Below are 12,415 nucleotides of genomic sequence, written 5' to 3'. Positions count from 1 at the left end.
CCTGGAACCGTACGCACCCCGCACCGACCCACCCCCCCAGGAGGCCCCACCGTGACCACAGCCGAGATACGAGGCGAAACCAAGGGCACCGCCCCGGTCCCCCTCTCCGTCCTCGACCTGGTCACCGTAGGCGCGGGCCGAACCGCCACAGACGCCCTCCGCACCAGCGTCACCCTCGCCCGCCAGACAGAAACCCGCGGCTACCACCGCTACTGGGTCGCCGAACACCACTCCATGCCCGGCGTCGCCTCATCCTCCCCGGCCGTGATCCTCGCCCACCTCGCCGCCCACACCACCCGCATCCGCCTCGGCTCAGGCGGCGTGATGCTCCCCAACCACGCCCCCCTGGTCATCGCGGAGCAGTTCGGCACGCTGGAAGCGATGGCCCCCGGCCGCGTCGACCTCGGCCTCGGCCGCGCCCCCGGCACGGACGGCGCCACCGCCGCGGCCCTCCGCCGCTCGGCGAGCCTGCACGAGGGCGCCGACGACTTCCCGGAGCAACTAGCGGAGCTGACCCGCTTCCTGGACGACGACTTCCCCGACGGCCACCCCTACCGCCGTATCCACGCGATCCCGGGCCCCATCCAGGGCACCTCACCCGGCGGCGTGCAGTCCCCGCACCGCCCCCCGATCTGGCTGCTCGGCTCCTCCGGCTTCAGCGCCCGCCTGGCCGGCTCCCTCGGCCTCCCCTTCGCCTTCGCCCACCACTTCTCCTCCCGGAACACGGTCCCGGCGCTCGACCTGTACCGCGAGTCGTTCCGCCCCTCGCCGGTCCTCGACGCCCCGTACGCGCTGATCGGCGTCGCCACCCTCGCCGTGGACGAGGAGAAGGAGGCCCGCCGCCAGGTCAGGGCCGCCGCGCTGAACATGATCCGGCTGCGCACCGGCCGCCCCGGTCTCATCCCGACGCCGGAGGAGGCGGAGGCGTACGAGTTCAGCGTGATCGAACAGGACTTCGTCGACTCCTGGCAGGCGGACTACATCCACGGCACCGCCGACGAGGTCCGCACCCGCCTCGACGACCTCCAGAAGCGCACCGGTGCCGACGAGCTGATGCTCACCACCCACGCCCACAACCCGGACCTGCGCCTGCGCTCGTACGAACTGATCGCGGACGCGTACGACCTGCCACGCACCGGGAACGATCCTCAGGCCTGATCAGCCCTGACGACAGCAGGACGTCGGACAGGACGTCGGACAGGTCAACAGACACGACGACGTACACGACGACGGACAGGACGACGGACAGATCCTGTTCAGGCCTGCGGACAGGCCGCCGCCCCCAGCAGCTCGGCGATCCGTTCCGGCGACACCGCGCGGGAGTACAGCCACCCCTGCCCGGTGTCGCAGCCGAGCCGGCGCAGCCGGGAGGCCTGCGCGTCGGTCTCCACGCCCTCCGCCGTGACGGACAGCCCCAGCCGATGGGCGAGCTGGACGAGAGCCTCGACGATGATCTCGTCGGCGGGGTTGGGCTGCCCGGCGTCCCCGACGTCCCCGACGTCACCGGCCCCGGCGGGGGCTCCGGCCCCACCGGGCCCCCCGCCCTCCTCCCCGCTCTCGTACTGGAACCCCCGTACGAACGCCCCGTCCAGCTTCAGCACCGACACCGGCAGCCGGCTGAGGTACGCGAGGTTGGAGTACCCGGTGCCGAAGTCGTCGATGGCGATACGGACGCCCATGTCGCTGAGGGCCTTGAGCGCCTGGAGGGGGCGGCCGGCGGAGCCCATGAGCGCGGACTCGGTCAGTTCCAGCTGCAGCAGATGCGGGGCGAGGCCGGTCTCCGCGAGGATCTCGGCGACATCGGCGACCAGGTCGGAGTCCCAGACCTGGCGGACGGCCACGTTCACGCTGACGAAGATCGGCGCCCGCTCGGGGTGATCGGTCTGCCAGCGGCGGGCCTGCCGGCAGGCGGTGGCCAGAATCCATCGTCCGAGCTGGACGATCGAGCCGTCCTCCTCGGCCAGTGAGATGAACCGATTCGGCGTCAACAGGCCGAACTGCGGGTGATGCCAGCGCACCAGCGCCTCGACCCCGCGCACCTCGCCCTCCGCCATGCCCACCAGCGGCTGGTACTCAAGGACGAACTCGCCCCGCCCGACAGCCGCCCGCAGCGTGGACGACAGGGCCTGACGGGTCATCCGGTGGGCGTTGCGCTCCGGGTCGAACAGCGTCCAGCGGGCCTTGCCGTCGGCCTTCGCCCAGTACAGCGTCGTGTCGGCGGCCTGCATCAGCCCCGTCGCCGTCGTGCTCGCCGACTGCCGTTCGACGACCCCGATCGAGGCGGAGACGGACAGCCGCTGACCGGCCAGGTCGAAGGGCGCCTGCAACGCCTTGAGGACCGAGTCGGCCAGATCGGCGAGCTGTTCCGTGCCGGTGGAGTCCTCCACGAGCAGCGCGAACTCGTCACCGCCCAGTCTGGCCACCAGCGGTGCCCCGGCCGCCGTACCGGCCGTGCGGAGCAGCGCGGCCTCGTCGGCGCACCGGGTGAGCCGCTCGGCGACGGCCGTGAGGAGCCGGTCGCCGACCCGGTGGCCGAGGGTGTCGTTGACCGCCTTGAACCCGTCCAGGTCCAGATAGACCAGACCGATCCGGCCGGTGCCGGCCTCGTCGTACGCCTCCCGTTCGAGGGCTGCGGAGAGCTGTTCGAAGAAGAGGGTGCGGTTGGGGAGGCGGGTCACCGGGTCGTGCATCTGCAGGTGACGGAGCCTGGCCTGAAGCTGACGGTTGGCGCTGATGTCGGCGACCGAGAGCAGGACCGCCCGCTCCTCCTCGGGCAGCGGCGCCACCGAGACCTGCACCCACAACCAGGACCCGTCCGGCTGTTTGAGCCGGCGTGTACAGCGCAGCCGGGCCTGCCGGCCGCGCAGCACCTCGCGGTACGCGTGCCAGGTACGGGTGTCGGAGGCGAGGTCCACCAGATCGGCGGCGACCCGCCCGGCCAGCGGCTCCGCGCCCGTCCCGAGCAGCGTCCCCATCGCCCCGTTGGCGGTGACGACCAGCCCGTCCCGGTCGACGACGGCCATGGCGAGCGGCGCGACGGAGAAGGCGGCGGGCGTCGTGGGACTCTCCCCAGACGACGGACCCGACGATGATCCCGACGACGGGACCTGCGAGGGGCCTGACGACGGAACCGACGACGGAACCGAAGACGGAACCGACGGCGAGGCCGACGACGGAACTGACGCATTGACGTTACGTTCTGTAATCGCCGGCCGGACGAGATCTGCCGCGGGCGCCGGCCCTTGGGACGTTCCGCTCACCGTTCGCTCCCGCAGTGCACTCGTTTTCGTACGGATCTCATGTGTCTCGTCGGAGCGGCCGAACCAAGTACGTAAGGGCGCTCAAGCCGTGTCCGTGCAGGAAAGTGTGCCGATCATAGAGGCTGACCCCAGGGCCTTCTAGCCACTCTCCAGTCTCCCTGAACAACGACCTGATCTGACAGATCGTTTCTGCCCCGGAGTGAACGGCTTCCCCGCTCCGTCGACCACTTGTGACGTTCCGTGAGTGCCCGGGGTGTCGGTCATCGGAGGCCATTCGACTCCTTCTCGCCCGTCGTCAGCCCGTCTCTCACTCTTCTGGTGCAGACAAACAGGGCAAAGTACTACTAATTCGGAAAATCTGGACGCGGTGTCCCCAAGATCCGCATCCGGAGGTCTCCGTGCAGCGTCCGCTCCTCTGGAAGGAACTCCTCGGCGACCGGGCGCCCGCGCTGCGCAGTACAGCGGCCATGCTCACCTCTCTCACCGCACTGGCCGCGACCTCCCTGATCGCGGCCCCCTCCGCCGTACCGCTGTCGGAGCCGTGCACACTGCGGCGCACCCAGGCCCATCACTCGGAGGGTCTCGACACCTGGAATTCCGCGTATCCACGGCCCACCCGCGACCTCGACGCCGTGCTCGTATTCTTGTCATTCCCGGACGCGGCCCCTCTCACCACACCGGCCGAGCTGACCGCGGATCACTTTCCGGCCACCAGCGAGTTCTTCGAACGCGCCTCGTACGGCAAGTTCGCGCTCCGCCCCCATCCGCGCCGGGAGTGGCTGGAGATGCCCCAGCCGTCGACGGCGTACGCCATACGACGTGACTGGAAGGCGACGCACCGGGCCGCCTACCTCAGGGACGCGCTCGCCACGGCCGACCCGCACGTCGACTTCTCCCGCTACGACATCGTGTACTTCGTCGCCGACCCGCACGCGCCCGGCGTCGACTCGGACGCGACGAAGGTGGTCAACCTCGAATCCCCGCTGGAGGTCGACGGCACGGGCCTGCACCGGGTCGTCACCGTGTTCGAGCGGCACCCCCCGGACCGTCTCGTCCTCGCCCATGAGACCGGCCATGTCTTCGACCTCCCCGACCTCTACCACCGCCCCGTCGACGGCAAGGGCGACTGGGACACCCATGTCGGCGACTGGGACCTCATGGGCAGCCAGTTCGCCCTGGCCCCCGACCTGTTCGCCTGGCACAAGTGGAAGCTGGGCTGGCTGGAACCGCGCCAGGTGACGTGCGTACGGGGGGCGGGCACCACGCGGTTGACGCTGGAGGCGGTGGGGGCGGGGCCGCGGGGGGCGTACGAGGGGGAGGCGGGCGACGTCGGGGGTGGCGAGGTCGTCGGGCGTGCGGGTGGTGAAGGTGGGCGTGCCGATGCTGACGGCAGCGGTAGCGGCAATGGTGGAGGTGTGGCGGCCGGTGTCGGGCCTCGGGCCTTCGGGGCCGGGCGGGGCGCGAAGCTGGCGGTCGTCCGTACCGGGCCCGACAGTGCCCTCGCGATCGAGGCGCGGGGCGCGGTCGGCAACGACAGTGCCGTCTGCACGCAGGGCGTCCTCGTCTACCGCATCCGCAGCGGCGCCGAGTCCGGCGGCGGCCCCATCGAGGTCCTCGACGCCCATCCGCGCACCGAGGCCTGCTGGGAGGAGTCCGTGTACCCGCCCCTCGCGGACGCGCCGGTGGGTGTGGGCGAGAGCTTCACGGTGCCGGGGGAGTCCGTGCGGGTGGCGGTGGAGGGGCGCACGGCGACCGGGGCGTGGACGGTACGGATCACGACGGGGCGGTGAGCGGCGGAACGGGTGAGCGGGTGAGCGGGGGAGCTGGGGCGTGGGGGAGTGGGGGGGCGTGAGTGGTGGAACGAAGGAAGCCCCCCGCTTCCGCGAGGGGCTTCCTTCGTGTCGTGCGCCGCCAGGGACTCGAACCCCGGACCCGCTGATTAAGAGTCAGCTGCTCTAACCAACTGAGCTAGCGGCGCCTGCTGACGTCGTAGACCTTAGCACCCTGATCGGCGGGAGGAAAAATCGATACGCGCACGGTCTCGGAGGCGCTCGCCCGGGCCGCCCGGACCGCTGCCCAGAGCAGTACGTCGGGCCCCGGAAGCCAAGGTCGGCGGGTGTCCGGAGCGACGAGCCAGCGGGATCCGAGGCGGGTGATTCCGGGCGAGTCCAGCGCGCCCGGCCCGGCTTCTTCGGCGCCCTTCTCCCCGGTGTCATCAACCCCTCGGCTCTCTCCATTGGGGAGTACGGCCGGGACGGTCACCGCGTCGCCGATGCCGTGACAGAGGAGGGGCGGCACGGCGCCGGTGCGGCCGGGCGAGCCCCACTCCTCCCACTCCAGGAGGGTGGGCAGCCGGTGGGCGGTGCCGGGGGAGGCGAACAGCAGCATGCGTCCGCGGTAGACGGCGACCGGGCCGGAGCCGGGGCCCTCGGCCCACAGCCGGTCGAGCATCCGCCGCCCGAAGATCGCCGGCACGCTGACGACGTCGAAGACGGTCCCGCACGGCAGCACCACCGGCGCGGCCGGCCGCTCCTCCCACAGCGCCAACGCGCTCCGCGGATACGTTCCTGCCGAGGCCAGCCAAGCGACCCCCTCCACCGTGACCCCCGCGACATCGACCCCGTCCTGCGGGTACCTGCCCGTCCCCACTCCACCGCTCATACACCTAGATCTACCGCCCGTACCCACCCGACCCCGAGCAGTTACCGGAAACCGGTACGGGAGATAGGCAAGTGGGGTATCTTGCCCACCCGGCATATGCCAAACGCCATTTCGACCGGCACCCCGCCCCGGTCCCCCGCCCGCCCACGAGCGGCCACACCGCAGCCCCGACGCCGGTCCACACGCCCGCCCACCCACGAGCACCGCGCCCCTGAGGCGAAGCCCGCCGGCCCGCCCAGCCCCCTCGCCTCACCCAACTGCGGCCAATCGCGCCGCTGTGGCGGAGCCCGACGGCCCACTCAGCCCCCTCGCCTCACCCAACTGCGGGCAATCGTGCCGCTGGGGCGGCACGGGTGGGCGCAGGCGGCACCCCGCGAGCGCCGGTGAGCGAAACCCCGCCCGAGCCCAGCCCCAGCACCGGGCCACCTACCGCCCCCGGATCACCACAGCACCCCCGGCCGCACACCGCCGCTCAGATGGACTCCGGCCCACTGACATCCCGCCCCCGAGCCAGCTCCCGCCCGTACTCGACCATCTTCTTGGCGTAGTCCTCGGTCCACTCCGCCCGCTCCGCGATATCCGCCGGCGTCAGCCGATCGAACCGCCGAGGATCCGCGAGCTGCGCCGCCGCGATCGCCTGGAACTCCACGGCCCGGTCCGCCGCCGCCCGAAACGCCTGCGCCAACTCCGTCGCCCGCGACAGCAACGCCCGCGGATCGTCGATCGACTCCAGATCGAAGAAGTGCTCGGGATCGCCGGCCGCCTCCGCCGGCTCGAAGAGCAGGGGCGCGGGGCGTAGCCGCGGTTCGTTCCGACGCGACGTGGGCTCCGCCATGTCTTCTCCTCCTCGTACGACGGTTCAGTGGGCCGGTCCCCGGGGACGTCCCGGGAGGAGGGCCACCGTCCATTGTCTCGTGACCGCGCAAGTAGGCATCGAGCCCACCCAGCGCCCCACACCCCGCCCCTCACACACCCGCGCCCCCGAAGGCGCCGCCCCGCTCCCACCCACCGACGGCCACCCCGAGCACGAGCCGCCGCCGCACACCCTCGGCCGCAACCCCGCACCGGACACCCGAGGCCGAACCTCACCGGACACCCGAGGTCACAAACCCGCCGGACACCCGCGACCCCACACCCCCGGCCGACACCCGTGCCAGGACCCCGCCGCCAGACCCCCTACCCCGCCCCCGCCACTAGGGCCGCCAAGCCACCCGATGCTCCCCCAGCTCCGCCAGCACCGCGTGGTTCGCCTCCCAGCCGTCCGGGAACTTCACGGTCACCCCCAGCTGCACGGGCTCGGTCGACGGATGGTCGTCGAGGAGGTCGGTGACCCCCGCCCGGCACACCACGATGCAGGCGTGCCGGTGCCGGGAGGCGAGCACGCACAGCCGCCCGGTCTCCAGGTGGAAGGCCGTCGCGTCGGGCCGCCCGGACAGCGGATGGAGGACGACCGTGACGTCGTACTCCCGCCCCTGGAGCCGGTTCGCCGTGTCCACGACCACGTCCGCGACACCCAGCTCGGCCAGCGCGGAGCGCACCGCGGCCGCCTGGTCCCGGTGCGCCGTGCCGACGGCGATCCGGTCGGCGGTCAGCGGCACGGGCTCCTCGGACCGCTCCGAGGTCGCCGCCCCACCCCGGTCGAGCAGCCGCCGTACGACCTGGGCGACGGCCCGTACCGCCTCGGGATCGGTCCGGGGCGTGTGCCGGGCGGGCAGCTCCAGCAGCCCCCACCCCGACTCGGCGGCCTCGTCGATGACCCGGTCGGGGCCGGAGCCGTCCGACGGCACCGCGAACCCGAGCCGCCGGTCCCCGTGGTCCGTGCCGCTGCGGAACGGGGTGAAGGGATAGAACGCGTCGGAGACCAGCGGCGCCGCCGACGCCGGCAGCCGCCACGACACCGGCAGCCGGTGCTGGGGCAGCTCGGGGTTGTGGGCCAGCAGTGTCGTCACCGCCGAGGCCGACGGGTCGTACGACAGCCCCGCCCACTGCTCGCTGCCCACGATCGCGAACGGGTCCAGCTGCCCGGGGTCACCCACGAACAGCGCCCGCTCGAACAGCCCCGCCACGGCCAGCAGCGCGTCCGACCGCATCTGGTACGCCTCGTCGACGATCGCGTGCCGCCACGGCTCGACCCCCTTGACATGCGCCCACTTCGCGGCCGTGGAGATCACGACGTCCAGCCCCGCCAGATCGGCGGCCTTCGTCGACTTCCGTACGTTCGCCAGCTCGTCCAGCGCCTTGTCGTACGGATCGCTGTCGCTGCTGTGCAGCCGGCCGACCGGGAGGTCGGGTTCCTTCTCCGCGAGGCGGATCACCAGGTCGTCGACCTGTGCGTTCGTCTGTGCGATGACCATCAGCGGGCGCCCGGCGGAGGCCAGTTCGAGCGCGGCGCGGACCACGAGCGTCGACTTCCCGGCGCCGGGCGGCGAGTCGACGACGACACCGCGCGCGTCGCCATGCAGCGTGTCGCGCAGGATCGCGTCGGTGGCACGGCCGGCCGCCGCCCCGGGATCGAGCACCGTCTCGGTGGCGGTCACAGGACATCCTCCTCGGTCACCGGGTCCGGCAGCGGTACGGCGTCGGGCTCACCCGGCGGCCCGCCGTGCGTCCACGGTGTCTCCTCCGGGTCCGGCAGCTTCGCCCCGCCCCGCTGGTCGTGCTCGAAGAGGGTGAAGCAGAGCAGGTCCCCCTTCTCGGGGACGGACCCCACCTCCGGCTCCTTGCCGCGCCCCATCTTGTCCATGATCCGCAGGACGAGGAGCACACAGCCGTCGCCGTCGTCCCCCTCGGCCCCCTCGTACCGCACGAACTCCGCCGTCTGCGGCTTCCCGCCCAGCGAGCGGTACGTCTTCGCGCGCTCCCCGAGATGCGGCCGGTCCCGCGTCCGTACGGTGACCAGCGGCCGCGGGCTGGGCCGCTTGCCCTCGCTGTACGCCATCACGACCTCGGTGACCTCACCGGCGAACGCTTCCCCGGCCAGCCGCCGCCCGGCCATCACGAGCGGGTCGTCCAGGGCCTCCTGGGCGTCGAGGCGGGCCTGTTCCCGCTCGCGCGCGGCCAGTTTGTTCGCCGCCGTGACCGCGTCGTCGATACGGGGCTGCGGGGGTTCCCCGGCGACGATCCGGTCCCGGTGGCCGGTGAAGGACCAGCGGTCGCGGGTCCACCGGTCGGCCGCGTGGGCACCCTCCGGCAGGGCGCGCAGCAGATCGAGGCCGTGCCAGACCGCGTCCCAGGTGGGCCGGGTGCGGCTCTCGACCAGGGCGCGGATCTCCCGCTCGGCGGCGGTCAGCGCGCCCAGCCGGTCGTCGGCCTCCAGGCCGTCCTCGGCGGCGGCCAGGGCGAGCCGTGCCCGGTCGTACCGCTCGATGGCCGGGGCCAGCAGCTTGTTGTCGAACGCGGGGTCGGTCGCGGGCCCGGCGGGCGGGCACAGCAACTGGCCCTCGGCGTCCCGCGCCAGCTCGGCCCGCCGCGCCGCCGCCTCGCCCGCTTCCCCCTCCGGAGGATCGATCCAGGCGAGCAGCGACCCCAGATGCTGGTCCTCCACCCCGGACTGCCCGGTCGCCCAGTGCCGTGACAGCAGATCGGTCAGCGCGAGCAGCAGCGAGGAGCCCGGCACCCGGGCCCGCTCCCCGAAGTGCGTGAGCCAGCGCCCGAGCAACGGCACGCGCGGGGGCGCCGGATGCGGTGCCTCCGGGTCCTGCTCGGCGGTGCGCCGGAACCGGGTGGAGCGGCCGAGGAGCCGTACGAGGTCGATGCCCGTCCGGCTCGGCAGGATCAACTGCGGGGCGTCCGCGCACAGTTCGACCTCGACCTTGACGCGTTTGCCGGTCTCCGGGTCGGTCTCGTTGCGCTCGGCGGCCTCCACCACGTCGGCGTACGAGTCCACGTACGGCAGGACGATGTCCGCCAGTTCGGCGAGGAACGCGAAACGCAGGTCGCGGTCGCGGGGCTGGGGCACGACCAGCAGGCGGGGCGCGTCACGGTCGGTGCCGACGAGCGCGCCGAGCGGGGCGCCGGCCTCACCGGCGGTGGTGAGCGGCACGAGGACGAGCGGGCGGTCCGAGAGATGCCGGTGCAGGACGGTGGCGGCGGGCTGGGCGCGGCCCGTGCTGACGGCTTCGAGACGGGCGAGCGTGGCGATCAGCGACACGGAACCCCCTCCGGGGCCGGACCGGGAACGGCGGCCGTCTGCGGGGACGCATGCCGCCCGGCCGCCGTCTGCCGGGGCGCGCCCGCGACGGCCAGCGCCTCCGCCCGCAGTTCCGCCGCCCTGCGCAGCGCGGCCACGGCTGGGTCGTCCGGGTCGCCGGCCCGGCCGTGGGCCGCCGCCAGGACGTCGTCGACCGTGGTGAGGCCGCCCAGCTCGGCGCGGGTGGCACGGCCCAGGGAGGTCACCGCGCCGTCCGTGCGGGAGCGGGCCCGGCAGTGGAAGGCCAGCTCGCAGGCGGCGAGGCACTCGGGGGCGTAGGCGGCGGACAGTGCCTCGACGGCCGTCGTCAGCTTCTCCTGGGGGAGGTCCGTGGCGAAGCAGGTGCCCTCGGGGAGGGTGTCCGCGATCTCCTCGATCCGGGTCAGCCGGGTCAACTGGCGGCGGGTGACCGCCCGTTGCTTGCGGATGTCCACCGCGGCGGCCGTCGGGAGGTTGGTGAAGTCCTTGGGGCAGACCAGCAGCACCCGGTGGCGGACCTCGGGCGCGGGGGCGCCCTTGCGGGTCTCGCCGCCGAGCCGGGCGGCGACCTCCTCCAGCGCCAGTACGTACACCGCCGACTGGCGGGCGGCCGCGCCGACCTTCGCGGCGTCCGCCGAACCGTCCAGCATCGGGAAGGACTTGATCTCGACGACCGACCAGCTGCCGTCGGGGTGGACCACCACCGCGTCCGGCTCCAGGAACGCGGGCGTGCCCGCGACGTCGAGCGCCAGCATGGGGTGGTCGAGCAGCGCCCAGCCGCCGGAGTCCGTGGCGTCGCGCAGCGCCAGGGCCGTACGGGCGGCGCGGCCCTCGGGGCCCACGGCGGTGAGGTCGGGGACCTTGGCCGAGGTGGGCGGCTCGGCGCCGGGGTCCAGTCTCTCGTGCACCAGGCGCAGCAGCTCGGCGCCGCCGTCCGCCTTGACCTTGGCCTCGAAGGCGTTGCCCCGCATGAAGGCGAACTGGGACTGGCCGAAGGCGGAGGGCGAGCCCAGCGCGTCCGCCAGCACCGCCTTGTTCACGCCCGCGCCGTCCAGCAGCGCGCGGCGCTCGCAGCCCGGGTTGGCCGCGAGCGCGGCGAGGGCGCGCGCGTCCAGCGCCTTGGGTGGGACCTCGGGTCCGCGCAGCTCAGCGAGCCGCTGCCGGAGCGCCGTCCCCTGCTTCCGAGGGGGCGGCACCCGGCTCGGGTTCGGTGATCCGCTGCCGTGGGAATCGCTCACCCGGGGAAGTCTGGCACTCACCACTGACAATTGGGGAAACCGAGCCCTGAGAGACCCCCGTGGCAGGAACGACGGCCTCCTCCACGCGCCGACGCTCGCCGCCGCCGAACCGGCCCTCCGCCGCCGTCGCCAGCCCGAGCGAGACGCGCCACTGGTCCGCGATCCGCAGTACCACCGGGGTCAGCAGCAGGCCCACCCCCATCACGGCGGCGCCCGCCACCGCGTCGAGGAAGTAGTGGTTCGCGGTGCCCATCACCACGATCGTGGTGATCAGCGGATAAGCGACGGCCGCGGTCCGGACGAGACGCGAGCCGCCGCCGAAGCGCCAGAGGATCACCCCGCACCACAGGGCCCAGCCGACGTGCAGGCTCGGCATCGCCGCGTACTGGTTCGTCATACCGCCCAGGCCCCGGGGCGCGCTGGCCTCGCCGCCCCACCAGCCCCACGAGCTGTAGTGGGCCATGGTGTCGACGAAGCCGTGGGACGGGGCGAGCAGCCGGGGCGGGCAGGTGGGGAGCAGGGTGAAGCCGATGAGGCCGATGAAGGTGGAGGTCAGCAGCCAGGTGCGGGCCGCGCGATAGCGCACCGTACGGGATCTGAAGAGCCAGATCAGGAGCGCGGGGGTGACCAGGTAGTGCAGCGACGCGTACCAGAAGTCGGCGGGTATCCCTATCCAGGGTTCACGGGTGAACAGGCGGTTCAGCGGATGCTCGGCGTTGAGCCACAGGGCCTTCTCGATCCGCAGGATCGACAGGCCGTGGTCGACGGCGTGGGAGGTGTCGCCGCGGGCGAGGAGCCGGCCGATCGAGTACGCCCCGTACACCAGCAGGATCAGCGGAAGCTCGGTCCACCAGCGCAGCCGCGCGCTCGGCGCCGCCTCGGTAACCGGTGCGCCGGTCCTTCTGGTAACCGGTGCCTCGGTCGCCTCGATCTGCGGCATCCGAACGTCCTCCCCCATCGGTCATCTGCCCTCTGTCGTCCGGCAGGTGTCTGCGTCGATGTTCATCTGTGTGTGGTGCTGCTGTGGCTCTTGAGCAAGACGATGTCCAAGACGCTGGGATCGTCTGTCGGGTTGCCCCACGACAGCG

Annotated in this window: 9 protein-coding genes and 1 tRNA gene; 2 read left to right on the top strand and 8 right to left on the bottom strand. The window is 72.9% G+C overall.

All coding sequences use genetic code 11. The annotated features are described in order from the left end of the window. Positions 1-51 precede the first annotated feature (51 nt). Complete coding sequence (locus tag ABT147_RS22950) at positions 52-1,158, top strand: LLM class flavin-dependent oxidoreductase (RefSeq protein ID WP_351409013.1); 1,107 nt, start codon at positions 52-54, stop codon at positions 1,156-1,158. A 98-nt stretch (positions 1,159-1,256) separates the two neighbouring features. On the opposite strand, the gene ABT147_RS22945 is transcribed toward ABT147_RS22950, so the two are convergent. Then, positions 1,257-3,260, bottom strand: a complete 2,004-nt coding sequence (locus ABT147_RS22945) for a putative bifunctional diguanylate cyclase/phosphodiesterase (protein WP_351409011.1) — start codon at positions 3,258-3,260, stop codon at positions 1,257-1,259. Positions 3,261-3,658: 398 nt separating this feature from the next. On the opposite strand from ABT147_RS22945, the gene ABT147_RS22940 reads away from it, so the two are divergent. Continuing rightward, positions 3,659-5,050: a M6 family metalloprotease domain-containing protein gene (locus tag ABT147_RS22940; RefSeq protein WP_351409009.1), complete on the top strand. Its 1,392-nt coding sequence runs from the start codon at positions 3,659-3,661 to the stop codon at positions 5,048-5,050. A gap of 114 nt (positions 5,051-5,164) precedes the next feature. On the opposite strand, the gene ABT147_RS22935 is transcribed toward ABT147_RS22940, so the two are convergent. The 7 genes from ABT147_RS22935 to ABT147_RS22905 form a co-directional block, all read right to left on the bottom strand. Further along, positions 5,165-5,238 (bottom strand) — tRNA-Lys (locus tag ABT147_RS22935). Then, the gene (locus tag ABT147_RS22930; protein WP_351409007.1) at positions 5,229-5,921 is read right to left on the bottom strand and encodes a bifunctional DNA primase/polymerase; all 693 of its coding nucleotides are present in this window, start codon (positions 5,919-5,921) and stop codon (positions 5,229-5,231) included. Before ABT147_RS22930 ends, ABT147_RS22935 begins: the two co-directional genes overlap by 10 nt. Before the next feature lie 472 nt (positions 5,922-6,393). After that, positions 6,394-6,756, bottom strand: a complete 363-nt coding sequence (locus ABT147_RS22925) for a DUF8844 domain-containing protein (protein ID WP_351409005.1) — start codon at positions 6,754-6,756, stop codon at positions 6,394-6,396. A 358-nt stretch (positions 6,757-7,114) separates the two neighbouring features. Then, positions 7,115-8,458, bottom strand: coding sequence for an AAA domain-containing protein (locus tag ABT147_RS22920; RefSeq protein WP_351409003.1), 1,344 nt, complete (start codon positions 8,456-8,458; stop codon positions 7,115-7,117). Further along, a complete protein-coding gene (locus ABT147_RS22915; protein WP_351409001.1) occupies positions 8,455-10,071 on the bottom strand; it encodes a hypothetical protein in 1,617 nt (538 codons plus the stop codon). The genes ABT147_RS22920 and ABT147_RS22915 overlap by 4 nt, the downstream gene beginning before the upstream one ends. Further along, positions 10,062-11,285, bottom strand: a complete 1,224-nt coding sequence (locus tag ABT147_RS22910; protein WP_351409147.1) for a hypothetical protein — start codon at positions 11,283-11,285, stop codon at positions 10,062-10,064. The genes ABT147_RS22915 and ABT147_RS22910 overlap by 10 nt, the downstream gene beginning before the upstream one ends. Further along, positions 11,236-12,267: a phosphatase PAP2 family protein gene (locus tag ABT147_RS22905; RefSeq protein ID WP_351408999.1), complete on the bottom strand. Its 1,032-nt coding sequence runs from the start codon at positions 12,265-12,267 to the stop codon at positions 11,236-11,238. Before ABT147_RS22905 ends, ABT147_RS22910 begins: the two co-directional genes overlap by 50 nt. Positions 12,268-12,415 lie beyond the last annotated feature (148 nt).

The organism is Streptomyces sp. NPDC001868, assembly GCF_040297125.1.
Taxonomy (GTDB): domain Bacteria; phylum Actinomycetota; class Actinomycetes; order Streptomycetales; family Streptomycetaceae; genus Streptomyces.
Note: the sequence above shows the minus strand (reverse complement) of the source record. Positions and strands in the feature narration are given on the sequence as shown.